The organism is Bacteroides propionicigenes, assembly GCF_018390535.1.
GTDB lineage: Bacteria > Bacteroidota > Bacteroidia > Bacteroidales > Bacteroidaceae > Bacteroides > Bacteroides propionicigenes.
Map to the genome: position 1 here is coordinate 87,738 of NZ_JAHBBW010000002.1, position 24,173 is coordinate 111,910.

Sequence of the window (24,173 nt, forward strand, 5' to 3'; positions counted from 1 at the left end):
GATACAAACTTGGTACATGTATCTTATTGATTGTAAACGCTATGAGAATTATTTATATTCCTGTATCGGCAGTTCTCCTCTCAATGCCCCAAGCGCGTTCAGCGCCAGTGCTTCCATCTCGTCCTCACCCGGATAGACGTGAACCGGAGCAAGGAATGAAATGCGCTCCTTCAAACGGGAAATGATATAATCGGAATGCGCCATGCCACCTGTCAGAAGAATGGCATCTATCTCACCATACAGCGCAACAGAAGCCGCACCGATGCTTTTGGCAATCTGATAAATCATGGCATTCAAGACCAATTCGGCGTGCTTGTCCCCCTCCTCTATCCGACGGACAATGGTAGGAACATCGGTCGTGCCCAAATGGGCTGTCAGTCCGGCACAACCGGAAATGCGTTTTTTAAGTTCGTCTTTTGTGTAGCGACCGGAACAGCAGAGGTCTATCAACTGCCCGGCAGGAAGTGTGCCTGCACGTTCCGGTGAGAACGGGCCTTCACCATCAAGCGCATTATTTACGTCGATGGCCTTGCCATGATGATGAACCCCTACGGATATGCCGCCGCCTAAATGACAGACAATCAAGTCTAAATCTTCATAATGCATATTATGCTCGGCTGCATAGCGGCGGGCAATGGCTCGTTGGTTCAGCGCATGCCAGATAGTGATGCGCGGCATAAGGGGAGAACCCGTGATGCGGGCTATCCCGTCCAGTTCGTCCACCACACCGGGGTCGGCTATGAATGCGCGGCAGCCCGGAAGCAATGCCGCAAGCTCGGAAGCTATGAGGCATCCCAAGTTACAGGCATGGGTACGCATGGCATGTAGAATATCGTCCAGCATGGCATCATTCACTTCATACACACCGCCCGGTATGGGTTTCAGCAGTCCGCCGCGTCCCACTATGGCGTCAAACTCAAAAGGAATATTATTAGTCTCCAACTCCTTCAACACCAAATTCTTCCGAAACTCAAACTGGTCGATGATATGTGAGAAGGCAGACAGTTCGTCTACCGTATGACGGATATTGCGCACCAAGCGGGGAACGTCGTTCTCGTATACGGCAATCTTTGTCGAAGTAGAACCGGGGTTGATGACGAGTAGCTTCATCTAAGTATTTACTATTTACAAGTTAGACATGCCATGGCGATACTGTAATATTTGGACAGACCGGAGTCGCTGCGCGACGGCAGCACAACGGGACAGACAGGACCTTGAAGCAATCCTGCCATATCGGCATGGGAAAACAGGGAAACAGCTTTATAAAAGGCGTTTCCCGATTCGATATTAGGGAAAATCAACACATCCGCTTCCCCGTTGATGGGAGATACGATGCCTTTAATATCTCCACTTGTTTTTTCGCAAGAAGTCTTTACATCCAGCGGACCGTCAATGATAACGTCTCCAAATTCACCGGCCTCGGCAAGTTCTACGATATTAACGTAATCCAATGAATGAGGAAACTTGGCGCTGACCTTTTCCGTACAATGGATAAGTGCAATACGCGGCTGCTCGATACCGAAATGGCGGCAGGTATGGATGGCGTACCAAATCATCTCTATCCGCTGTTGCAAAGTAGGCCGGGGGATAACAGCAGCATCCGAGAAGAATAACAGCTTATCATAAGTAGGAATCTGCATAACGGCGAGATGTGTCAATATCTTGCCTTTGGGCAGCAATCCTTTCTCCTTGTCAAGAATGGCATGGAGCAGATTGTCCGTATTGATTATACCTTTCATCAGAATATCTGCACCGCCCTCGCGCACGATGCGTACAGCCTCACGCGCGGCTTCATCCTTATCTTCAATATGCAAAGTCTGTACATACTCGGGATATTTCTTCAAAGTAGGATATTTTTCTAAGATGGACGAATCTCCAATCATCAGAAACTCTGCAATGCCTTCATCCAAAGCGCGGGCTATAGCATATTCAGTATTAGGGTCATTGGCACAAACTACGGCAATGCGCTTCCTTTTATTCAAAGTTTTCAGATGAGAAGTTAATTGATCAAAGTTCCGAATAGGTTCCATAACGTTAGATTTTTAGCAAATATCTAAAAAAATGTCGAGAAAATAAACGTTACACCCCATTTTATTTTCAATGTTTAATATCATTTTGATAAGTTCGACACAAAGGGAGCATCATTTTTTTAACACAGAGAAGATGAAGTTTCATTCCCTCTGTGTTAAAACTCTGTGAAACTCTGTGTTCTCTGTGGTGAATTGTGTACTTTTGCCATAAATACAGATAGATATATGAACAGCCTTATTTTTCCGCCATACGTGCACGAGGGCGACCGGGTGATTATTCTCTCGCCTTCCAGCAAGATTGACAAGTCTTTCCTGAAAGGAGCTAAAAAGCGGCTGAGTTCATGGGGACTGAAGGTCGTCATCGCCAAGCATGCAGGCAGTGCGCACGGTACCTATGCAGGAAGCATACAGCAGCGGTTGAAGGACTTGCAGGAAGCCATGGACGACGAAAAAGCCAAAGTTATCTTTTGCAGCCGCGGCGGATATGGCGCTGTGCATCTGGTGGGGCAGCTTGATTTTACCAAGTTCCGCCAACACCCCAAATGGCTTATCGGCTTCAGTGACATCACCGCCCTGCACAATGTGTTCCAGCAAAACGGCTTCGCTTCGCTGCACGCTCCCATGGCACGACATCTCACCGTAGAACCGGAAGATGACTTTTGCACCCGGACTTTAAGGGACATCTTGTTCGGCAGCAATCGGCAAGAAGAAACCTCATTCAGCTACACTTGCCCGGCACACAAGCTCAACCGCAGAGGTGAGGGCACGGGCATCCTTCGAGGTGGAAACATATCTGTTTTCTACGGGCTGCGCGGTACGCCTTATGACATCCCGGCAGAAGGTACGGTACTCTTCATAGAGGATGTAGGCGAGCGTCCTCATGCGGTGGAACGCATGATGTACAATCTGAAACTGGGCGGCGTACTCGAAAAGCTGTCCGGGCTTATCATCGGACAGTTTACCGAATACGAGGAGAATATGTCTTTAGGCAAAGACTTGTACAGTGCATTGGCCGATTTGGTAAAAGAATACGATTATCCCATATGCTTCGGATTTCCGGTGGGACACGTCACAATGAATGTGCCGATGATTAACGGTGCACAGGTCACACTGAAGGTCGAGAAGAAAGAAGTGAAACTAAGTTTTAATACCTACAAAGAATGAAACGGAATTATACAATCATCCCCCTGTCCCTACTGTTACTCATAGCCATGGTGGCATGCAGCAGCAAGAGCAAAAACAACGCGGACAGTGAGGACAAACAACCCAAAAGTACGGTCAACGTCCCCCTCTTCGATGCAGACAGCGCTTATCAGTACGTCAAAGCACAAGTGGATTTCGGACCTCGCGTACCCAATACCGCAGCCCACAAAGCCTGTGGAGAGTATCTTGCCAAGAAGCTGAAACAATTCGGAGCCACAGTATACAATCAGCAAATAGACTTAATCGCCTATGACGGTACACTGTTAAAAGCACGCAATATCATCGGCAGTTACAAACCCGAAACGAAGAAGCGTATCGTGCTTCTCTCGCACTGGGACAGCCGTCCCTGGGCGGATGCCGACCCCGATGAGAAAAAACGACATACTCCCATTCTTGGTGCTAACGACGGAGCAAGTGGTGTAGGCGTATTGCTCGAAATAGCCCGCCAACTTCACAAGCAACAACCCGAACTGGGTATTGACATTGTATTGGTGGATGCCGAAGACTACGGTCCCCACCAATCTTATACAGGTAATCATAAAGAAGAGTACTGGGGACTCGGTTCACAGTACTGGGCGCAGAATCCCCATGTACAAGGGTATAATGCGCGCTTCGGCATCCTTCTGGATATGGTGGGTGCCAAAGACGCTACATTCTTCTACGAAAGATATTCCGAAGAGTTTGCCAAAGACATTAACCGGAAAGTATGGAATGCCGCCAATAATCTGGGCTACGGGCGTTATTTCGTAAAAGAAAAAGGAACTACCGTAACGGACGACCACCTTTTTGTGTACCGAAATGCGCGGATTCCTACCATCGACATCATTCAATATAGCGAGGAAACGGGATTCTACGAGAACTGGCATACCCTGAAGGATGATATGGACGGCATCGACCGCAATACCTTGAAAGCCGTAGGGCAGACGGTGATGGAAGTTATTTACAAAGAGAAATAAATACTAAAGATAAATTATTATGAGTATCAACGAAGTACAAGATGAAGTAATTGCCGAATTCAATGATTTCGACGATTGGATGGATCGCTATCAGCTCCTCATCGATTTAGGAAACGAACAGGAACCGCTTGACGATAAATATAAGACAGAACAAAATCTGATTGAAGGCTGCCAAAGCCGTGTGTGGCTGCAGGCTGACGAGGAAAATGGTAAAATCATTTTCCAAGCTGAAAGTGACGCCTTAATTGTGAAAGGAATTATTTCACTTCTTATCAAAGTACTATCCGGGCATACACCGGATGAAATTCTGAATGCCGATCTTTATTTTATAGACAAGATAGGATTAAAGGAACATCTTTCACCTACACGCAGCAACGGATTGCTCTCTATGGTGAAACAGATGCGAATGTATGCGCTGGCATTTAAGGCAAAAGCAGAACAATAATTAGCGATTAGGGGTTAGTTCATTAACCCCTAATCACCAACCACGTATTCCAGTATATCTCCCGGCTGGCAATCCAGTACCTTACAGATTGCCTCTAATGTAGAAAAACGAATAGCCTTTGCCTTACCTGTTTTCAAAATAGAAAGATTTGCCGGCGTAATGTCAATCTTCTCCGCCAACTCTCCCAAGGATATTTTCCTTCGGGCCATCATTATGTCAAGGTTTACTATAATCATTTTCTTTTTCTCAATATTCCATTAAATCGTCAGGTCCTGCTCTTCTTTCATCTTCAACCCGATAGCAAATACTTCGGCTACAATCAAAGTGGAAATTCCCAATACCAAAGTGGTGGTATTCACCATATCTGAAAGATCCAAATTGTAACCGTGTACGGAAAAAACCTTTCCTACCCCTTTAAAAGTAAGGTATGCCGGAAGGAGAGCCGTACAAAAACTGATAATCAATGCCGTTCCCAAAAGCCGCAGACGGCGTACATTCTTCCAATTGAAAATGTCAGACTTATTGATAGAGATTACCAAACGGACAAAAAGTACGATAGCCCATATACATATAGCTATATGAAGCAAATTCAACAAAGAGGAAGCAACCTGTTCCAAAGTCGTAGACTTCGTATCAACACTGACCATCATCGAACTGAAAGAAACCGGTACATATTCTCCGCTCTTCTCATTATAAACGGAATCCTGAAAAAGCCCGCTATCCCCCACCTTAGAAAGCTGTTCCGGCAACAGGCTGATATATTTCATATTTATCAACTCTTTCTGATTTTCCGCAGAAACTGTACTTTCAGCACCGGCATCTACCCCTGCCTTTACTCCAACTGCAAAATAGTAACCACTCTCAAAAACAGAATAACTCAGTACGAGCACCACAATCACACAAAGAATGTTCAGTCTTCTTTTCATACCTTAAAAGTTATATTAGAATCAGGCAACCGATAGGAACTCATCACTTTGTAAGAAACAACAAACAACACCACCGCTACCGCCAGACATATCCAATAAGCCGGCTCTCCCAACAAATCGGATGTATACTTCACATCCGGATAATGCAGACTGAGGACTACCGACAGGCTGTTGTTCAGGATATGTACCAAAATTCCGGGAACGAGGCTACCCGTTTTGTAATAGAGCCAGGCAAACAAGACACCCGATAATATAGCACCCACCACCTGTGCCGGGTTAATATGGAAAATTCCGAAAATAAGAGCGGAAAAGATAATAGCCTTCACCGGACTATACTTGTGCAGCAGCACTTTAGTAATTGCCCCGCGAAACAACATTTCCTCTAAAATAGGTCCCAATACCGAGATGCAGATAATACCCAGCCAACCCGATTGCAATATATCAAATGTAGCTCCCATCCAATCAGGCAGGAAAGACAATTTTGACATCACAAATTCTATCAGGAAAATAGTGGAAAAACCTATAATGATGCTCCATCCCAGATAGGCAACCGACACCGGAGACCATATCCTTTTATCTCCTTTCAGATACCCCTTTCTCCACAGATAAGCTCCCATACCTACAAACCCCAGCAACATACTCGGAGCCAAAGCTACGGCACTCATATCATCTATCGTACCATTGACCGCATAAGAATAAAGCATTGTGAAAGGCATCACCAATAATGCAGCCAAAATCTGCATCACAAAATAAATCAAAACCAGTTTTATCGCTGTTTTCATCGTTCTCTTCTTTTATAAAAACGCGTAAAGATACACATTTTTCTACAAATTCGTCAAGCAGTAGTAACAACTCCCATTAATAACATCATCACCATAGAAAGTGACAGTACCAGCAACGTAATACTCATAAAGGCTCTTTTCATAACCATGGACTTTTTATAATCAGTACTTATTCTTATCTTAAATTCTGTTTTTCAATAAGAATTTATCGTTTTTCGATATGCAAATAAAGGAGCTTTTTCTGAAAGGACAAAGAAATACAGCATTTTTTTATCGAAAAACAATAAAAATAATATGTTTCTCAATAAATAGACAAGAAAAAGCCCTATAATGGAAATTTAAGAAACAGCGTTATGAAAGAATAGCAGTGATTTCCGCCTCATCTTTATGAAGTTGTTCTATCAATTCTTCTATTGAATCGAACTTCAGTTCAGGGCGGGTGCGACGAACAAAAGACAACCGCATAGGTTGATTGTAAATATCAGCGTCAAAATTAAAGATATGCACCTCGATGCTACGGTCTATGCCGTTATTTAATGTCGGACGGTAACCGATACTCAACATGCCCGTATGCTTCTTCTCGCCGAGAAAAACATAAACAGCGTATACTCCGTCAGCCGGAATCAGCTTTTCGGAATCGTTGACACATAGGTTAGCGGTCGGAAAGCCTATCTTACGCCCAACATGATAACCGTTCACAACCGTACCGTTCAAAAAGAAATAATACCCCAGGCAGTTTGCCGCTTCCGAAACGTTTCCTTCCAGCAAAAGACGGCGGACAGCCGAGGAACTGACCGTCATTGTATCAGTAAAATAAGCCTGCGCCAATAGCACTTCTATTCCCAACTCTTGCCCATAACGTACATAATCATCAAATCCCTCACTACGATTATGCCCGAAACGGTGATCATGACCTATTACTAAAGCCTGTACCTTATAGTCATGTTTTAATATAGCCATAAATTGTTTGGCGGAAAGACGGGCCAAATCAAGCGTAAAATCAAGCATGACGCAATAATCGATACCGGTATCGGCAAGCAAGGTGACTTTCTCATCGCAAGTAGTAAGCAACTCGGGATGAAAATCGGGTTGCATTACCTTGCGGGGATGCACCGGAAAAGTAATTACCGATGAAGCAAGCCCACGTATAGCCGCAGCTTTATACACCTGTTCTATCAAAAACCGATGTCCCTGATGCACTCCGTCAAAAAAGCCGATAGTAGCTACGTTGGGCAGGAGTTCTTTACCAGATGTTCCGGTGCATAGCCGCATACTCACTTTATACAGTTGGTTTATTTAAATAAATGCCTCCAATCCTCACCGGCTTTCGGAGTGTAAGTGGAAATGCCTAATGATTGGGCTGTCATACAATTGGCTTCCGAATCATCAATAAAGAAAGTTTCTTTGGGATTCAAGCCTGCATCATCCAGCACTTTCCGGAAGATTTCTTCATCAGGCTTTGCCATCTTCATTTTATAGGAAAGAAAGATATTCTCAAAATAGTCTTCCACGCGAAATGCCTTATAAGGAAAAGCATACTCACAAGACCACTTCCAATGGATTTCATTGGTATTGCTCAGCAGATACACTACATAATCCTTACGTAAAGCCAATAATAAATCCAACTTATAAGTCGGTATACTCACCAGAAAACTATTCCACGCAGCATCAATCCGAGCGTCTGTAACGTCCTTTCCTATTTTTTCACGTATTATATTCCGAAAATCATCACTGGAAATAAGACCTTTCTCATACTGCTGGAAGAAATCCTGTTGATGATATTTGTCGAGAGTATGCTCTACATCGGGCAATCCCAACTCTTTAAAATTCTCCAAACAGCGTTGGCGGTCTAAATCAATCAGTACACCACCGAAGTCTACTATAAGGTTTTTAAATCCTTTTCTTTTCATTATTTCATTTTTGCATTAAACGTCGGACAAGACGAATACCTTCGCCCACCCATAACACCAAAGAGGTAGAAGCAATAATTATCACCCAAGTTGTAAAATCAAGCGGCTCCGTACGAAATACAGCCCCACCGAACTGCACGATAACAAACTGACCGCCCAAAATGGCAAGTACCACCAACTCCATACCATAAGATTTGGAAATGCCTTTAAAGGCAGAATCCGACGTTCCAAACACCCGCGCATTGAACAGATTCCAGAATTGCAGCATAACGAAGAAAGTGAAGAAGATAGTCAAACGCTGTACAGTCATACCGTCTTCTTCATTATTAAACCAGAACAGCATGCCCATAAGCAATACAAGGAAAGCCATACCCATACCAAGAATATAATTCCTCATGGACTTGGTTATTATGAAATCGGTACTTTTACGAGGTTTCTCTTTCATTACACTTTCACTGGGTGGAATAGATGCCAAAGCCAAAGCGGCAAATGTATCCATAATCAGGTTCACCCACAGCATCTGTGTTACGGTCAACGGCAACTCGGTACCTACCAGCGAGCCAAGCAGCACAATGAATAATGCCACGAAGTTAATCGTCAACTGAAATACGATGAAACGCTGTATATTCTTATATAATGAACGTCCCCACATCACAGCTGTACCGATACTGTTGAAAGAGTCATCTAACAATGTGATATCGCTTGCTTCTTTGGCAACAGATGTTCCTGTTCCCATAGACAATCCCACCTGTGCATGGTTTAAGGCCGGAGCATCATTTGTCCCGTCGCCCGTCACGGCTACCACTGCGCCTTTCTGTTGCAATAGCTGAACCAAACGTTGCTTGTCGGTAGGGCGGGCACGCGACATAATCTTCAAATCCAGCACCCGGTCGAGAGCTTCCTTGTCCGTCAGGTCTGCAAAAGCTGAGCCTGTAATACGGTTACGCTCCGTATCCTCCGGTTTCCACAAACCAATCTGTCGTGCTATTTCGGTTGCCGTACCCGGCGTATCTCCCGTAACTATCTTGACACCGATACCCGCCGACTGGCATTTTGCGACTGCCGCAGGCACATCCGGACGTATAGGGTCACTGATAGCCACAACGCCGAGGAAAGACAAATCATTCTCTGCAACCAATGCCACACAGTCGGCCGGTTCCGTATCATCTACTATCTTATAGGCAAAACCAAGCGTACGCATCGCCATATTCTGATAGTTCAGCAACTGAGTCTCTACCGTAGAACGATATTCTACCGCATCCACTCGCTTACCATCCAAGAGCACTTCCTTACATTTTCCCAATACGATTTCGGGAGCACCCTTTACATAAAGTATTCTCTTTCCAATCAGAGGAGACTGTACCAATGTTGCCATGAATTTCCGTTCTGTAGAGAAAGTCAACTGGTCAAGTACCTTCACAGCCTCTCTCAACTCCAGATAATTACGCTTCTGACTGTCGAGCCACAGAAGTAAAGCCACCTCGGTCGGATTACCTACTCCTTTGGGCTTCTCTCCCGGAACCATTTCCTCCAGAAAAGCAGTGGAATTGGCACTGATACCCTCTATTACCAGTTTGCTTAAATCATCTTCTCCTATTTCCCGTCCGTTCTTCAATCCGTAAAAGTTCGGTTCGTACACTTGCATCAGGTTTTGTGTCAGCGTACCCGTCTTGTCCGTACAGATGACGGTAATCGCCCCCATCGTTTCGCAAGCATGCATCTTTCGCACCAGGTTATTGGTGGAAAGCATACGGCGCATATTCAACGCCAGGCTAAGCGTCACACTCATGGGCAAACCTTCCGGAACGGCAACCACAATCAAAGTTACCGCCATCATAAAGTACTGCAAAGTAGCTTTCAGAGCAGGCAGCCATTGCTCAAAAGTATGGAAAGATGCAAAATCATAAACCAGAACTACATCTTTAATAAAGAAGATAGCAAATGCAAGACCGGCTACCGAGAAACCGATTTTTCCTATGAGATTGGCAAGTTTTGTAAGCTGAATATTCAGTGGGGTTGGCTCAGTGCTTTGCTCCGTACTCTGACGGGCTACTTTCCCAATTTCCGTAGCATCACCTACAGACTCTACACGCATAACTCCATGTCCATCAACTACCGTTGTTCCGCGCAACACACGATTGGAAGCATAAGTGGCTTCTTCATCAAAATCGGCTTCTATAATAGTCTTGGCAATCACCGGCTCACCTGTAAGATTGGATTCATTTACTTGCAGAGAGATGGCTTCCAACAGCTCACCGTCAGCAGGGATTTCCTCTCCGGTTTCCAGAATAATAATATCACCGACTACCACATCCTTACGGGGAATCTCCTGTACACGTCCGTTACGAATAACCTTCACCAAGGTTTCCTCGTTTACCGCATTCAGTAAATCGAACTTTTTATTGGCATCGTATTCAAAGAAAAAACCGATACCGGTGGCCAATAAAATAGCGGCTATGATACCGATTGTTTCGGCATATTCGTTCTCCACTATGGAAATAATCAAAGAAAAGAAAGCGGCAACGAGCAGTACTCTTACTACCGGATCTTCAAACTTTTCTAAATATAGTTTCCACAAAGACGGACGCTTCGGGGGCGTCAAAAGGTTTACACCATGTTCAGTACGACTCTTCCGTACTTCATCGTCAGTAAGCCCGACGTGATAAAAATCATCCTTTGTTGCAGTCATGCAAATCGTTAGGTTTAAATTGAATTGCAAAAATACAACAATAATTTGTATAGCGAATGTTATTAAATCTTTTTATAGGTTTTACAAATTCAGCTCTTCTTTTTTAATTATTCCAATTTCCAAGGCAAAGTAAACCAGAAAGTAGAGCCTTCTCCAAGTTTTGACTCAACACCTATCTCACCACCCAATTTGCGAACGATTGTCTGGCAAATGGAAAGTCCGAGTCCCGTACCTTTCTTCGTCTGTTCCAGTTTTACAAAACGGTCAAATATATGAGCGACCTTTTCTTCGGGAATCCCGCTTCCTGTATCCTTCACATAAATATACAGTCCGTTTTCACAAGACCGGTATCCCAGTGTAATACTACCTTCCGACGTAAACTTCATAGCATTCGTCATAAAGTTGGAAATGACTTGTGCGATTCGGTTTCTATCCGTATACATCATACATTCTGACTGCGAAACCTCACGCACGATTTTAACGGCAGAACGTTCTTCATTCAGTCTCATCCTGAATTGCTGTTCTATGTCAAACATAAGCTGATTAATATCCACATCAGACAAAACAAATTCCAGAGTGCCCGCTTCTATTTTCGATAAATCCAATATATCCGCTATCAATTGCTGCAATAATTCATTGTTGGTGCGTACAATCTCCATAAACTGCGCTTTCTCTTCATCAGTAGAAGCAGAAGCCAATAGTTCTGAGAAACCTACAATCGCATTCAAAGGAGTACGTATCTCATGACTCATATTCGCCAAAAAGACCGATTTGGAATAATCCGCCTGTTCTGCCTTCTTCCTCGCTTCCTTCAATTCCATTTCCACCTGTTTCAAATGGGTAATATCATGTACCGTTATTACCATACAATCCTTACCTTCTATTTGCATAAACTCACCGGAAATATGAGCTTCGCATTCAGCAACTCTATCCTGCGCTCCTCTTATATTCAAGATAGCATCCAAGTCGGTGAAACATTGCTTGGTTAGGAAAGTATTCTCAATTGTCCGTCTTACAGGACATTGTCCACATAACTCATGCGTACCGCATCCTTTGGTAGAAGACATTGCATTGTTACATCTAAGTAAATCTCCCACCCTTTGTGTAATGGAAGGCTTGGGTACTCCGACAATATCATAATAATTAGTATAAAATACCGTAAAATCGCGGTTTATCAGTAGAACATAGGCATGAATGTTTCGCATTATTGCCCGAAAAAGCCCATCAGTCATCTCCATAAAGGTGTGTTTTTAAGGTTGAGATAACAAATGTACCTTTTTTTAATTGAACAATAAACAAAAAGGGTATTTTAATTGTTATTAAAGAAGAATTTTAAAAAAGAACATTATGGAAAAGTACATCTGCACTATTTGTGAATATGTTTATGACCCGGAACAGGGAGATCCGGAAAGCGGAATAGAACCGGGAACAGCATTTGAAGACCTTCCCGATGATTGGGTTTGCCCCCTATGTGGAGTAGGCAAAGATGAATTTGAGAAAGCGTCCTAAGACGCTTTCTTTTCTTTTATATCACTACTGGCTTCCACTACATTGACTACGTAGTCGCCCAGCTTTTCACATTCAGCAATAATATCCATATAATAGACACCCATCTGATAATCATATTCCTTGTTATTAACATCAAGGATATTCTGATTCTTCAACTGATTGCGATAATTATTGATTTCATTTTCAATATTAAACGATTTATTCACATCAATACCTTGATGTTCCGAACGTTCTACTACCACAATCATCTGTCCGAGGGCGTCGTCGGTCAACTTCATCATAAAATGGATATGCTCGTATTGCTTCTCTGTAAATTCCAAATTCGCCTGACGCTTGCGATTAATAGTACGCGCCAAGTTATAACAGCTGTCACCTATACTTTCTATCTCCGTCACCTCCCGCAGCATAGCCCGGATTTGCAACTTACTTTCAGAACTCAAACGCCCTTCTGACACTTGGTTCAGATAATTCGCAATCTCCAGTTCCATACTGTCACTGATATTCTCATATTTCTCTATCCGGCTGAACAGTTTATTGAAATCATCATCTTTATCGGTATGCAACAAGTCACGTACCATACCGAACATACGATGCGTACGTTCGGCAAACAAATGAATTTCCTTGCTTGCCTGCAGAATGGAAAGTTCTGCTGTAGAAAGCATACCACCCGTAATAAAACGCAAACGATATTCTTCGTCCTGTTCCTTCTGTGGTATAATGGCGCAAACCGTACGCTCTATAAACTTCACAAACCATATTAATATCAGCACATTGCATATATTAAAACAAGTATGGAAAGCTGACAGTTTAAATGAAACGGCAACAGCCGGATCTTTAGTTCCCATTACATTGTCTACAAACCAAGCTACTCCTTGAGTAAAAGGCACGAACAGGCACAACACCCATATTACACCGAATACATTAAATACCAGATGCGCCAACGCAGCCCTCCTGGCCTGCGTGTTACCGGTAAGAGCGGCAAGATTGGCTGTTATGGTTGTACCTATATTTTCACCGAGGACCAGTGCCGCTCCCAGTTCAAAGCTAATCCAACCGTTAGCACACATAATAAGGGTAATTGCCATTGTTGCTGCAGAAGCCTGCACAATCATGGTCAATATAGTTCCTATGAATACAAACAAAAGAATAGATAAATAGCCCATATCGGTATAATCCTGTACAAAAGCCAACATATCAGGATTATGTCTCAAGTCGGGAGCATTGGACTGCAATAAAGAAAGCCCCATAAAAAGGAAAGAAAAACCGAAAATAAATTCACCGATGGACTTGCGGGCGCTTTTTTGAGAGAACATGAGAGGAATGCCAAAGGCTAACAGAGGGAGGGCAAAAGCTGCGATGTCTACTTTAAATCCTAATGCAGAAATAATCCAGGCTGTAACAGTAGTACCAATATTGGCTCCCATAATTACACCGATAGACTGTGACAAAGTCAGCAACCCGGCATTGACAAAACTCACCACCATAACGGTAGTTGCTGAGGAAGACTGGATAAGTGCCGTAATAAGCACCCCTGTCAGGACACCGGTCACCCGGTTGGTCGTCATAGCGGTTAAAATCTTCCGCAAGCGGTCGCCGGCGAATTTTTGAAGTCCCTCACTCATAATTTTCATCCCGTAAAGGAACAATGCCAATGAGCCAAGCAGCTTTAAAAAATCATAAAAAGAATATTCCATCTTTAATTAGTTAAAGTGTTTCGTTGTGCCATTTGTTATTATGTCTTATATTTAACGTGTTAATCACTCCAAAAAAAGACATCATGAAACATATGTTACAAATTTGTTGCAAAAATAATAATATTTATAAAGAATTCCCTATAGGAAGCTCACTTTTGGATATTTATTACGGTTTTAATCTTAATTTTCCCTACCAAGTAGTCAGTGCTAAGGTAAATAACCGTTCCGAAGGGCTAAATTTTCGGGTATATAATAATAAAGATGTGGAATTTCTGGATGTGCGAGATTCTTCCGGTATGCGTACTTATGTCCGTTCACTTTGCTTTATCTTATATAAGGCTGTCAGTGAATTATTTCCGGAAGGAAAGTTGTTTGTAGAACATCCCGTATCCAAAGGCTATTTCTGCAATCTTCGCATCGGACGTCCTATTGAATTGGAAGATGTATCTGCCATCAAAAAAAGGATGCAGGAAATTATTGCCGAAGATATCCCATTTCACCGTACCGAATGCCACACTACCGAGGCTGTGCGGGTATTCAGCGAACGAGGAATGAACGACAAAGTAAAATTGCTGGAAACATCCGGTTCTATATATACCTATTATTATACGCTGGGAAACACTGTAGATTACTATTACGGTAATTTATTGCCCAGCACGGGGTTTATCAAGCTGTTCGACATCGTGAAGTATTATGACGGTCTCTTACTACGCATCCCAAACAAAGAAAATCCTACAGTGCTGGAAGAAGTGGTGAAGCAAGAGAAAATGCTTGATGTATTCAAAGAGCATCTACGCTGGAACTATATCATGGGACTAAGCAATGTGGGCGACTTCAACCTTGCTTGCGAAGAAGGACATGCAACCGACTTGATTAACGTAGCGGAAGCTCTTCAAGAAAAGAAAATAGCTCAGATTGCCGATGAAATCTATCACCGAGGAGAAAATGGAGACCGTGTAAAACTGGTATTAATCTCCGGTCCTTCTTCATCAGGAAAAACAACTTTCAGCAAACGGCTCTCTGTCCAGTTAATGACCAACGGCCTACGCCCTTATCCCATTTCATTGGATAATTATTTTGTAGACCGCGAAGAAACGCCGCTTGATGAAAATGGTAACTATGATTATGAATCCCTCTACGCACTCGATTTGGAATTATTCAACAATCAATTGCAAGCTTTGCTACGGGGAGAAGAGGTAGAGTTGCCGCGATTCAACTTCACACTCGGCAAGAAAGAATATAAAGGAGATAAATTACGCATTGACGAGCACACCATTCTTATATTGGAAGGTATCCACGCTCTGAACCCGGAACTTACTCCGCAGATACCCGCCGAAAACAAATACAAAATTTATGTCTCCGCATTAACCACTATTTCACTCGATGACCACAACTGGATTCCAACAACGGACAACCGTTTGTTGCGTCGCATTATCCGTGACTTCAACTACCGTGGATATTCAGCTCAAGAAACTATTTCACGCTGGCCCAGTGTACGCGCAGGAGAGGACAAATGGATATTCCCCTATCAGGAGAATGCCGATGTCATGTTTAATTCAGCTTTATTGTTTGAGTTTGCCGTACTACGTTGCCATGCAGAGCCCATACTCACCGGTGTGCCGCGCAATTGCCCCGAATATGCCGAAGCCTACCGCCTCATGAAGTTCATCAAATACTTTACACCGGTACAGGATAAGGAAATTCCGCCAACATCTTTATTAAGGGAATTCTTAGGCGGCAGCAGCTTCAAATATTAGTTCATTCATCAATAAGGGAATTTATAGACTTTTGTATACAACATAGCAAAGAAATATTTAACTTTGTGTGCAAATAAAACAAACATACGTATAATGAAAAGAATCATTACAATACTTTTTACGGCACTTTTTTTTCTGTGTGCCCAAACCTATGCACAAAGTCGTGCTGATGAACTAATGAAACAAGCGCAAGAAAGCCTTGCCAAAAAAGAATATATCAAAGCCCGCTACCTCTTCTTACAAGCCTACAACTCTTTTGCCTCACAAGAGAAATACGCTCCGGCTGTAGAATGCGGCGTCAATGCCAGTGCACTTTACCATCGCGAAAATTATTATAAAGAAGCTTTCGAGCTACTGCGCAGTGCCGAACAGTTAGTAGGAACCGGCGAACAGAAACTTCAAAAGAGTCTCCCGAATCTGCGTTTCCACATCACTAAAGAGCGGTTGCAAATGTACATCAACACCAAGAATCCGTCTCGCGCTAAGGAACAGTTGAATAAGTTGGGAGAAGCAGCACAGGCAGCCAAAAGCGACTCCCTAAACAATGATTTCCTGTATACCCAAGCCAATTATTACTATACTTTCGGCATGAATTCACAGGGAGACACAGCTTTCAAGAAATTGATAGAGCAGTACAAGCAACAAAAGAATTATGCCAAAGTGGACGAATGCTACAAAACCCTCATAGGCATTGCCCGTAAAGCAAACAATGCGGGCTTGGTGGCACGCACCTATGATAAATATATTATTTGGACAGACTCAGTCAAAGCACTCACCGCGCAAGATGAACTGAATGTACTGAAAAGGAAATACGATGAAAGTCTGGCTACCATTCAGGAAAAAGACGATTCCCTCTCCGCCAAACAATACATTATCATCGGACTTTGCATATTGGCAGCCATTTTAGCGGCAGCATTAGTGATAGGAACTATCATATTGTTACGTTTCATCCTATTGACACGTAAACAAAAGAAGGCAATCAGCATAGCCAATGAGCACAATGAATTAAAAACCAAGTTCATTCAGAACATCTCTGCCCAAATGGAGCCGACTTTAGACACCCTTGACCCGAAACTACCCGGTGTACAGGCATTGCATACTTTCTCCGGTCACATCCAAGAGTTATCCGAGTTGGAAAACAGCTTATCAGAACCATATGAAATGGAGGAAAAGAATGTATCAACTTTCTGTGAAAACGTTATGGACAAAATACGGGGTAAGGTACAAGAAGACGTAACTCTCACTGTAAATGCTCCCAAGCTGAATGTAAAACTCAATCCGGAACATTTGGAACGTATCTTAGTGCATTTATTGGAGAATGCTGCCGAATATACCCCCGCAGGTGGAAAGATATGGTTGGACTTCAAGAAGCGCGGCGCCCACACTCACCAGTTCATTATCAGTGATACCGGTTGCGGCATCCCCGAAGAACAACGTGAAGAGATATTCAAACCTTTCACCGAAGTAAAAGACCTGACGCAAGGCGACGGTTTAGGACTGCCTATCTGTTCGCTGATTGCCACCAAAATGAACGGCAACTTGACACTGGACAGCAGCTATACGAAAGGGGCACGATTTATATTGGAGTTACACGCTTAGATAGTTGAGAGTTGAAAGTTACTATGCAGCATAATAGCGCAGCTAACTTTCAACTCTCAACTATCAGCTTTCAACTACCTCAACGCTTCCACTTCTTCCGGTGTCAATGGAATCTTTTTGCCTAAGCGGCGTGCACCGGTTTCCGTTATCAGATAATCTTCTTCATTGCGGATACCGCCAAAATTACGGTACTCTTCCACTTTATCATAGTTGATGAAATCTTTAAACTTCTTTTCTTCTTTCCAAAGGTCTATCAGTTCGGGGATAAAGTAGATGCCCGGTTCAACGGTATGTACAAAGCCCGGTTCCAGAGGGATAGCAAGGCGCTGGCTCTTACGACCGAACTGCGTACTCTTAGGCTGACCGTTGTAACCTACCCAAATCTCTCCGAAGTTTTCCATATCATGCACATCCAGTCCCATCATATGTCCCAATCCATGAGGATAGAACAAGGCATGCGCACCTTCGCACACGGCATCTTCGGCATTGCCTTTCATCAGGCCAAGTTCTTTCATTCCCTCTACCATAACGCGGGCGGAAAGATCATAAACATCCATGTAAGGAATGCCCGGGCGAAGCGCCTTGACCGATTCCAGATGCATTGCATTCTGAATTTCATAAACGGCGCGCTGGCGCGGAGTAAATATTTTATCAGCAGGAATGGTGGAAGACATATCACCCGCGTAGCCCGACTCGACTTCCGCACCGGCATCAATCAGGAATAAATCTCCCGACTTCACCTGATTGCCATGATAATGGTTGTGCAAAGTCTGCCCATTGATAGTAGCAATCGTTGCAAAAGAAAGCTCACAATTATTGGATTCCGCCACCCGGTTCATTTCCGCTACGACTTCGTATTCGTACATGCCCGGACGGAGCACCTTCATGGCAGTAATATGCATATCAGCCGTCACATTGCACGCCTTTTCTATTTCCTCTATTTCTTCGGCAGACTTATAACTGCGCTGCGCCACAATCGCACGGATAAAAGGGACAGAACCTTCCTGGCGTACCGGCGGAATACCCAGCCAGTCCATCAGTTTCAATTTATGTTCCGCCCTATAAGGAGGAAGATAATGTATAGTCTGCCCTTTACGCACCGCTTTATGAAGATAGTTCACAATTTCGGAAGAAGGCATCACGTCCGCTATTCCCACACGTTCACTCTTCTCTTTCAAGGTGGGCTGAGTACCCATCCAGACAATATGGTCAATCGTCAGTTCATCTCCAAAAATAATATCCTTGTCCTCGTCAATATCAATAATCGCCGACAAACCGGCAAACGACAAACCAAAATAATACAAGAATGTGGAATCCTGCCGATAACGGAAAGTATTATCTTCATAATGCAGTCCTTGCTCGTCATTACCCAAGAACAACAACACTCCTGAGCCTATATTTTTCTTCAGCAGGGCTCGACGCTGCATATACGTTTCTTTAGCAAACATAACGTTTCTGTTTTTTAGTTCATACAGCAAAGATAAGAACAAAAATGCAACCAAGCTGTGGCTTTCTTGTTAAATATAATAAGAGAAGATTTCTCGTTCCCGAACTATTCACTATTTTTGCAAAAAGTGCGAAGATAAAACTTATCTTTGCAGCGTGTAAATAAAGTAAAGTATGGCACAAGGCTCCCGACAAATACAGACCCAAGCGCAACAGCAGATACAAACGCTGTCACCACAGCAGATTCTGGTAGTAAAGCTATTGGAACTTCCGGCAATAGAACTGGAAGACCGTGTACGTGCCGAACTTCTGGAAAACCCTGCACTGGAAGAAGGAAAGGATGATACTGCCAGTGATGAATACTCCGATACTCCCGATGCAGACTCCAACGCAGAAGACGGCGGAGACACCGATTATGATTCGTTAAGCGACTACCTCAACGAAGACGACATACCTGACTATAAATTACAGGAAAACAACCGCAGTAAAGGAGAACAAGCCGAGGAAATCCCTTTCTCCGACGCGACTTCTTTCTATGAAACCTTGAAGGAACAGTTGGGCGAACGCAATCTCACCGAGCATCAACATGAACTGGCCGAGTACCTTATCGGTTCATTGGACGACGACGGTCTGTTGCGCAAGTCGTTAGACAGTATCAGCGATGAACTTGCCATCTATGCAGGCATTGAAGCTAGTACCGAAGAACTGGAAGAAGTATTGAAGATTATCCAAGATTTCGACCCGGCAGGACTGGGAGCCCGCAATTTGCAAGAATGCCTCCTTATCCAGATACGGCGCAAGATAGAGCAGCAACACTTTACCCCCAATCCGTTGCTTTACATCGAAGAAGCTATTATAGCCGAATGCTACGAAGAGTTCACCCGCAAGCATTGGGACAAGATACAACAGAAGCTTGGTTTGGAAGAAGAAGCCTTCCAGCAAGCCATAAAAGAAATCTGCAAACTGAATCCGCGTCCGGGTGCATCATTAGGCGAGGCTATCGGCAAAAACCTGCAACAAATCGTGCCCGATTTCATTGTAGATACGTATGACGACGGCACTATCAACCTGTCGCTCAACAACCGGAACGTACCCGAACTCCGTATGAGCCGCGACTTCACCGAAATGGTAGAGGAACACACCAAGAACAGGGCAAATCAGTCCAAAGAATCCAAAGAGGCCATGATGTTTCTGAAGCAGAAAATGGATGCGGCACAGGGATTTATCGATGCCGTCAAGCAACGCCAGAATACCCTGATGACTACCATGCAGGCCATCATCGACCTGCAGCGTCCCTTCTTCCTCGAAGGTGATGAGTCATTGCTCCGCCCCATGATTTTGAAAGATGTTGCCGAACGTACGGGACTTGACATTTCAACCATATCCCGTGTCAGCAACAGTAAATACGTACAGACCAACTACGGCATTTATCCATTGAAATTCTTCTTCAATGACGGATACGTAACGGAAGACGGTGAGGAAATGTCCGTTAGGGAGATACGGAAAATTCTCAAAGAGTGCATCGACAACGAGGACAAGAAAAAGCCTTACACCGACGATGAATTGACCGAGATACTCAAAGAAAAAGGATATCCGATTGCCCGCCGTACCGTGGCCAAATACCGCCAACAATTGAATATTCCGGTAGCGAGGCTGCGAAAGTAGAGGCAAAAGGCGATTAAGTGTTAGAGTGATAATGCAAAAATAAAGAAATGGCAGTAGAACAACATATTATAACTGACAGAACCCTCATCAGGACGGCTAAGATAATTTCGGTGATATTCACACCGTTTTCCATACCATTCTTGGCATTCCTGATTCTATTTGTATTCTCATACTTGCGCATCATGCCCCTGCAATACAAGCTGATTGTACTGGGAGTAGTGTATTGCTTTACAATCCTTATGCCCACACTGACTATTTTCCTTTTTCGCAAGATTAACGGATTCAGTCCCGAAGACTTAACGGAACGGAAACGGAGATATGTACCTTTCATTCTGACCATTACTTCCTATATATTCTGCCTTCTCATGATGCACCGGCTGAATATTCCCTGGTATATGACAGGAATTATCCTCGCTGCTCTTATCATGATGATTATCTGCGTTATTGTCAACCTGAAATGGAAACTCAGCGAGCATATGGCAGGAGCCGGCGCCATAATAGGCGGATTGATTGCTTTCAGCGCCTTGTTCGGGTATAATCCGATAAGCTGGTTATGTATCTTCATCCTTATTGCAGGCGTATTGGGTACGGCACGAATCATCCTGCAGCACCATACGCTTGGCGAGGTAATGGGAGGATTTGCCGTAGGGCTGGTTTGCTCTCTGTTGGTACTGCATCCCTTCAGTAAATTGATGTTCCGTTTGTTCAGTATATTCTTATTTTAAATATTAACTCTTAAAACTAACGATTATGAATTTTCCTAATGATGTAAAGTACACGAAAGAGCATGAATGGATTCGCCTGGAAGGTGATGTAGCTTATGTAGGAATCACAGACTATGCCCAAGAGCAACTGGGCGACATCGTATTTGTCGACATCCAGACAGTAGGCGAAACATTGGCTGCCGATGAGGTATTCGGTACCATCGAAGTGGTAAAAACCATTTCCGACCTATTCTTGCCCGTTGCAGGAGAAGTTTTGGAACAGAATGAAACGTTGGAAGAGCAACCTGAACTGGTAAATAAAGACCCTTACGGCGAAGGCTGGCTCATTAAAATCAAACCTGCTACCGATGCGGATTTCAACAGTCTGCTGGACGCCGAAGCATACAAAGCATTGATTAACGATTAATAAATTTAAGAATATGTCTCCAATTGTCAGTATCATCATGGGCAGTACTTCCGACCTTCCTGTAATGGAAAAGGCCGCACAGTTGCTCAATGATTTACATGTACCGTTCGAAATGAACGCTCTCTCTGCGCACCGCACACCGGAAGCGGTAGAAGAATTTGCCAAAGGCGCCCGTAAGCGCGGCATTAAGGTTATTATCGCCGCTGCCGGCATGGCTGCCGCCCTGCCCGGTGTCATTGCAGCCAATACAACGCTGCCTGTAATCGGCGTACCCATAAAAGGCTCTGTACTCGATGGCGTAGATGCACTGTATTCTATCATCCAGATGCCTCCGGGCATTCCTGTTGCCACTGTAGCTATCAACGGAGCAATGAATGCGGCTATTCTTGCAGTGCAAATGCTCGCCTTAAGCAACGACGAACTGGCGGAAGCCTTTACCGCTTACAAAGAAGGTCTGAAAAAGAAAATCGTGAAAGCAAACGAAGACCTGAAAGAAGTGAGATACGAGTATAAAGTAAACTAAACACTAACAACGTGGATATATTCAATTATTCCCGACGGGAAACATCAGAAGTGAATATCGGAGCCACCCCTATGGGCGGCTCCAATCCTATCCGCATACAGAGCATGACCAACACTTCCACGCAGGATACCGATGCGTGTGTAGCGCAGGCCAAACGTATTGTGGATGCCGGTGGAGAGTACGTACGTCTCACCACTCAGGGCATCAAGGAAGCCGAGAACCTGATGAACATCAACGCTGACCTACGTCAAGACGGTTATATGACACCGCTGGTGGCCGATGTACATTTCAATCCGAAAGTAGCCGATGTTGCCGCACAATATGCGGAAAAGGTTCGCATCAATCCGGGAAATTATGTAGATGCCGCACGTACTTTCAAGCATTTGGAGTACACCGATGAAGAATATGCACAAGAAGTCCGGAAGATACACGACCGCTTCATACCCTTCCTGAACATCTGCAAAGCCAATCATACAGCTATCCGCATCGGTGTCAATCACGGTTCATTATCCGACCGCATTATGTCACGCTATGGGGATACTCCCGAAGGTATGGTAGAATCGTGTATGGAATTCCTGCGAATCTGCGTAGCGGAAAACTTCATGGATGTAGTGATTTCCATCAAAGCATCCAACACGGTAATCATGGTGAAAACTGTGCGTTTGCTTGCCCACATAATGGAAAAAGAAGGGATGCACTTCCCCCTCCACCTCGGTGTAACGGAGGCCGGAGACGGTGAGGACGGACGCATCAAGTCTGCCTTAGGCATCGGGGCTTTATTGGCCGACGGCTTAGGCGACACTATCCGCGTATCTTTAAGTGAGGCTCCCGAATCCGAAATTCCTGTCGCCCGAAAGTTGGCGGACTATATTGTGCAGCGCCACAACCATCCGTACATACCGGGAGCGGTAGCTCCGGACTTTCATTATCTCTCTCCTGAGCGCAGAACCACAACAGCCGTACACAATATAGGCGGAGACAATCTCCCCGTAGTCATTTCCGCACGTTTGGACGGAGATATGGATTTTAATCCGCAGTTTATGCCCGATTACGTATACGTCGGACGCCAACTGCCCGAACATCCTGTTGAAGGAACACAATACATCATTGATGCCGACCTTTGGGAAGGACAAGCTAATACATGGCCGGCTTTCAAGGGTGAGCAACTGCCGTTTATCAGCGGATGCAATGCGTCACTGAAGTTCCTGTTCATCACCTATATGGGGCTGAATGACGAAGTGATTGCCGGCTTGAAGTATCATCCGGAAGTAGTGCTTGTGGCTCAAAGCAACCATCCCAACCGATTAGGTGAATATCGTGCGTTGGCACATCAGCTGATGAATGAAGGATTAAAGAACCCTCTTGTTTTCTTCCAGCATTATGCCGAGAATGAAACGGAAAACCTGCAAATCAAGTCGGCAGCCGATATGGGTGCGCTTATTATCGATGGATTCTGCGATGGAATCTTCCTGTTCAACCAAAACGGCGGAAAGGGTGATAAAGCAATAAGCAACAAGGTGATAGATGCCACAGCCTTCGGTATTCTGCAGGCAGGGCGCATCCGTACCAGCAAGACGGAATATATTTCCTGCCCGGGTTGCGGCCGTACACTCTATGACCTTGAAAGTACCATTGCCCGCATCAAACAAGCGACATCGCATCTAAAGGGGCTTAAAATCGGTATTATGGGTTGTATTGTCAATGGTCCCGGCGAAATGGCAGATGCCGATTACGGATATGTAGGTGCCGGACGGGGGAAAATCAGCCTTTACAAGAAGAAAGAATGCATTGAAAAGAACATCCCTGAAGAGGAAGCTGTAGAAAAGCTAATCGAACTAATCAAGAAGAACGGGGATTACGTTGAGAAATAATCATTCCTGCATAATAAAAAGGACAAAACGAATTTTA

The 24,173-nt window shown here is 44.2% G+C and carries 22 protein-coding genes; 11 read left to right on the forward strand and 11 right to left on the reverse strand.

Annotated features, from left to right (window positions below; all coding sequences use genetic code 11):
- Window positions 1-48: 48 nt before the first annotated feature.
- Window positions 49-1,110: a butyrate kinase gene (gene buk, locus KG118_RS03180; RefSeq protein WP_117710340.1), complete on the reverse strand. Its 1,062-nt coding sequence runs from the start codon at window positions 1,108-1,110 to the stop codon at window positions 49-51.
- Between the two features lie 11 nt (window positions 1,111-1,121).
- On the reverse strand, window positions 1,122-2,030 hold the full coding sequence (locus KG118_RS03185; protein ID WP_117710341.1) for a phosphate acyltransferase: 909 nt from the start codon (window positions 2,028-2,030) through the stop codon (window positions 1,122-1,124).
- 225 nt (window positions 2,031-2,255) lie between these two features.
- Between KG118_RS03185 and KG118_RS03190 the strand changes: the two genes are divergently transcribed.
- The 3 genes from KG118_RS03190 to KG118_RS03200 are packed head-to-tail and all read left to right on the forward strand — an operon-like array spanning window position 2,256 to window position 4,634.
- Window positions 2,256-3,194, forward strand: coding sequence for a S66 peptidase family protein (locus KG118_RS03190; RefSeq protein WP_117710342.1), 939 nt, complete (start codon window positions 2,256-2,258; stop codon window positions 3,192-3,194).
- Window positions 3,191-4,189: a M20 family metallopeptidase gene (locus KG118_RS03195; RefSeq protein WP_117710343.1), complete on the forward strand. Its 999-nt coding sequence runs from the start codon at window positions 3,191-3,193 to the stop codon at window positions 4,187-4,189. Before KG118_RS03190 ends, KG118_RS03195 begins: the two co-directional genes overlap by 4 nt.
- Before the next feature lie 19 nt (window positions 4,190-4,208).
- The gene (locus tag KG118_RS03200) at window positions 4,209-4,634 is read left to right on the forward strand and encodes a SufE family protein (RefSeq protein ID WP_117710344.1); all 426 of its coding nucleotides are present in this window, start codon (window positions 4,209-4,211) and stop codon (window positions 4,632-4,634) included.
- Between the two features lie 29 nt (window positions 4,635-4,663).
- Here the strand turns inward: KG118_RS03200 and KG118_RS03205 are convergent, their stop codons facing one another.
- The 7 genes from KG118_RS03205 to KG118_RS03235 form a co-directional block, all read right to left on the reverse strand.
- On the reverse strand, window positions 4,664-4,870 hold the full coding sequence (locus tag KG118_RS03205; protein WP_117710345.1) for a helix-turn-helix domain-containing protein: 207 nt from the start codon (window positions 4,868-4,870) through the stop codon (window positions 4,664-4,666).
- A gap of 21 nt (window positions 4,871-4,891) precedes the next feature.
- A complete protein-coding gene (locus KG118_RS03210; RefSeq protein ID WP_117710346.1) occupies window positions 4,892-5,560 on the reverse strand; it encodes a DUF2975 domain-containing protein in 669 nt (222 codons plus the stop codon).
- Window positions 5,557-6,342, reverse strand: a complete 786-nt coding sequence (locus tag KG118_RS03215; protein ID WP_117710347.1) for a CPBP family intramembrane glutamic endopeptidase — start codon at window positions 6,340-6,342, stop codon at window positions 5,557-5,559. The genes KG118_RS03210 and KG118_RS03215 overlap by 4 nt, the downstream gene beginning before the upstream one ends.
- Window positions 6,343-6,693: 351 nt before the next feature.
- Window positions 6,694-7,614 (reverse strand): bifunctional riboflavin kinase/FAD synthetase, encoded by a 921-nt coding sequence (locus tag KG118_RS03220; RefSeq protein ID WP_117710348.1) that lies wholly within the window; start codon window positions 7,612-7,614, stop codon window positions 6,694-6,696.
- A gap of 20 nt (window positions 7,615-7,634) precedes the next feature.
- Window positions 7,635-8,252, reverse strand: coding sequence for an HAD family hydrolase (locus KG118_RS03225; protein ID WP_117710349.1), 618 nt, complete (start codon window positions 8,250-8,252; stop codon window positions 7,635-7,637).
- Window positions 8,253-8,256: 4 nt separating this feature from the next.
- On the reverse strand, window positions 8,257-10,941 hold the full coding sequence (locus tag KG118_RS03230; protein WP_117710350.1) for a calcium-translocating P-type ATPase, PMCA-type: 2,685 nt from the start codon (window positions 10,939-10,941) through the stop codon (window positions 8,257-8,259).
- 107 nt (window positions 10,942-11,048) lie between these two features.
- Window positions 11,049-12,179 carry a sensor histidine kinase gene (locus tag KG118_RS03235; RefSeq protein WP_117710351.1) on the reverse strand — a complete coding sequence of 377 codons (1,131 nt, stop codon included), beginning with the start codon at window positions 12,177-12,179 and terminating at the stop codon, window positions 11,049-11,051.
- Window positions 12,180-12,288: 109 nt separating this feature from the next.
- Here KG118_RS03235 and rd point away from each other — a divergent pair, with 109 nt between their 5' ends.
- The gene (rd, locus tag KG118_RS03240) at window positions 12,289-12,450 is read left to right on the forward strand and encodes a rubredoxin (protein ID WP_117710352.1); all 162 of its coding nucleotides are present in this window, start codon (window positions 12,289-12,291) and stop codon (window positions 12,448-12,450) included.
- Here rd and KG118_RS03245 read toward each other — a convergent pair.
- Window positions 12,447-14,144 (reverse strand): Na/Pi cotransporter family protein, encoded by a 1,698-nt coding sequence (locus KG118_RS03245; RefSeq protein ID WP_117710353.1) that lies wholly within the window; start codon window positions 14,142-14,144, stop codon window positions 12,447-12,449. The genes rd and KG118_RS03245 overlap by 4 nt on opposite strands.
- An 83-nt stretch (window positions 14,145-14,227) precedes the next feature.
- Between KG118_RS03245 and KG118_RS03250 the strand changes: the two genes are divergently transcribed.
- Window positions 14,228-15,901 (forward strand): nucleoside kinase, encoded by a 1,674-nt coding sequence (locus tag KG118_RS03250; protein ID WP_117710582.1) that lies wholly within the window; start codon window positions 14,228-14,230, stop codon window positions 15,899-15,901.
- Between the two features lie 93 nt (window positions 15,902-15,994).
- Complete coding sequence (locus tag KG118_RS03255; RefSeq protein ID WP_117710354.1) at window positions 15,995-17,500, forward strand: sensor histidine kinase; 1,506 nt, start codon at window positions 15,995-15,997, stop codon at window positions 17,498-17,500.
- A gap of 74 nt (window positions 17,501-17,574) precedes the next feature.
- Here the strand turns inward: KG118_RS03255 and KG118_RS03260 are convergent, their stop codons facing one another.
- Window positions 17,575-18,948 carry an aminopeptidase P family protein gene (locus KG118_RS03260; protein ID WP_117710355.1) on the reverse strand — a complete coding sequence of 458 codons (1,374 nt, stop codon included), beginning with the start codon at window positions 18,946-18,948 and terminating at the stop codon, window positions 17,575-17,577.
- Between the two features lie 172 nt (window positions 18,949-19,120).
- On the opposite strand from KG118_RS03260, the gene rpoN reads away from it, so the two are divergent.
- The 5 genes from rpoN to KG118_RS03285 are packed head-to-tail and all read left to right on the forward strand — an operon-like array spanning window position 19,121 to window position 24,136.
- Entirely contained in the window at window positions 19,121-20,611 is a 1,491-nt protein-coding gene (gene rpoN / locus KG118_RS03265) for an RNA polymerase factor sigma-54 (protein ID WP_117710356.1), read from the forward strand.
- Window positions 20,612-20,658: 47 nt separating this feature from the next.
- Window positions 20,659-21,336, forward strand: coding sequence for a hypothetical protein (locus tag KG118_RS03270; protein WP_117710357.1), 678 nt, complete (start codon window positions 20,659-20,661; stop codon window positions 21,334-21,336).
- Window positions 21,337-21,361: 25 nt separating this feature from the next.
- Window positions 21,362-21,742 carry a glycine cleavage system protein GcvH gene (gene gcvH / locus KG118_RS03275; RefSeq protein WP_117710358.1) on the forward strand — a complete coding sequence of 127 codons (381 nt, stop codon included), beginning with the start codon at window positions 21,362-21,364 and terminating at the stop codon, window positions 21,740-21,742.
- Window positions 21,743-21,755: 13 nt separating this feature from the next.
- Entirely contained in the window at window positions 21,756-22,265 is a 510-nt protein-coding gene (purE, locus tag KG118_RS03280) for a 5-(carboxyamino)imidazole ribonucleotide mutase (RefSeq protein ID WP_117710359.1), read from the forward strand.
- An 11-nt stretch (window positions 22,266-22,276) separates the two neighbouring features.
- Window positions 22,277-24,136 (forward strand): 4-hydroxy-3-methylbut-2-en-1-yl diphosphate synthase, encoded by a 1,860-nt coding sequence (locus KG118_RS03285; protein ID WP_117710360.1) that lies wholly within the window; start codon window positions 22,277-22,279, stop codon window positions 24,134-24,136.
- Window positions 24,137-24,173: the final 37 nt, after the last annotated feature.

What these genes read in the sequence shown, in the direction of transcription:
- buk (WP_117710340.1), bottom strand. Translation starts at nt 1,110, where the DNA reads ATGAAGCTACTCGTCATCAACCCCGGTTCTACTTCGACAAAGATTGCC.
- KG118_RS03185 (WP_117710341.1), bottom strand. Translation starts at nt 2,030, where the DNA reads ATGGAACCTATTCGGAACTTTGATCAATTAACTTCTCATCTGAAAACT.
- KG118_RS03190 (WP_117710342.1), top strand. Translation starts at nt 2,256, where the DNA reads ATGAACAGCCTTATTTTTCCGCCATACGTGCACGAGGGCGACCGGGTG.
- KG118_RS03195 (WP_117710343.1), top strand. Translation starts at nt 3,191, where the DNA reads ATGAAACGGAATTATACAATCATCCCCCTGTCCCTACTGTTACTCATA.
- KG118_RS03200 (WP_117710344.1), top strand. Translation starts at nt 4,209, where the DNA reads ATGAGTATCAACGAAGTACAAGATGAAGTAATTGCCGAATTCAATGAT.
- KG118_RS03205 (WP_117710345.1), bottom strand. Translation starts at nt 4,870, where the DNA reads ATGATTATAGTAAACCTTGACATAATGATGGCCCGAAGGAAAATATCC.
- KG118_RS03210 (WP_117710346.1), bottom strand. Translation starts at nt 5,560, where the DNA reads ATGAAAAGAAGACTGAACATTCTTTGTGTGATTGTGGTGCTCGTACTG.
- KG118_RS03215 (WP_117710347.1), bottom strand. Translation starts at nt 6,342, where the DNA reads ATGAAAACAGCGATAAAACTGGTTTTGATTTATTTTGTGATGCAGATT.
- KG118_RS03220 (WP_117710348.1), bottom strand. Translation starts at nt 7,614, where the DNA reads ATGCGGCTATGCACCGGAACATCTGGTAAAGAACTCCTGCCCAACGTA.
- KG118_RS03225 (WP_117710349.1), bottom strand. Translation starts at nt 8,252, where the DNA reads ATGAAAAGAAAAGGATTTAAAAACCTTATAGTAGACTTCGGTGGTGTA.
- KG118_RS03230 (WP_117710350.1), bottom strand. Translation starts at nt 10,941, where the DNA reads ATGACTGCAACAAAGGATGATTTTTATCACGTCGGGCTTACTGACGAT.
- KG118_RS03235 (WP_117710351.1), bottom strand. Translation starts at nt 12,179, where the DNA reads ATGGAGATGACTGATGGGCTTTTTCGGGCAATAATGCGAAACATTCAT.
- rd (WP_117710352.1), top strand. Translation starts at nt 12,289, where the DNA reads ATGGAAAAGTACATCTGCACTATTTGTGAATATGTTTATGACCCGGAA.
- KG118_RS03245 (WP_117710353.1), bottom strand. Translation starts at nt 14,144, where the DNA reads ATGGAATATTCTTTTTATGATTTTTTAAAGCTGCTTGGCTCATTGGCA.
- KG118_RS03250 (WP_117710582.1), top strand. Translation starts at nt 14,228, where the DNA reads ATGAAACATATGTTACAAATTTGTTGCAAAAATAATAATATTTATAAA.
- KG118_RS03255 (WP_117710354.1), top strand. Translation starts at nt 15,995, where the DNA reads ATGAAAAGAATCATTACAATACTTTTTACGGCACTTTTTTTTCTGTGT.
- KG118_RS03260 (WP_117710355.1), bottom strand. Translation starts at nt 18,948, where the DNA reads ATGTTTGCTAAAGAAACGTATATGCAGCGTCGAGCCCTGCTGAAGAAA.
- rpoN (WP_117710356.1), top strand. Translation starts at nt 19,121, where the DNA reads ATGGCACAAGGCTCCCGACAAATACAGACCCAAGCGCAACAGCAGATA.
- KG118_RS03270 (WP_117710357.1), top strand. Translation starts at nt 20,659, where the DNA reads ATGGCAGTAGAACAACATATTATAACTGACAGAACCCTCATCAGGACG.
- gcvH (WP_117710358.1), top strand. Translation starts at nt 21,362, where the DNA reads ATGAATTTTCCTAATGATGTAAAGTACACGAAAGAGCATGAATGGATT.
- purE (WP_117710359.1), top strand. Translation starts at nt 21,756, where the DNA reads ATGTCTCCAATTGTCAGTATCATCATGGGCAGTACTTCCGACCTTCCT.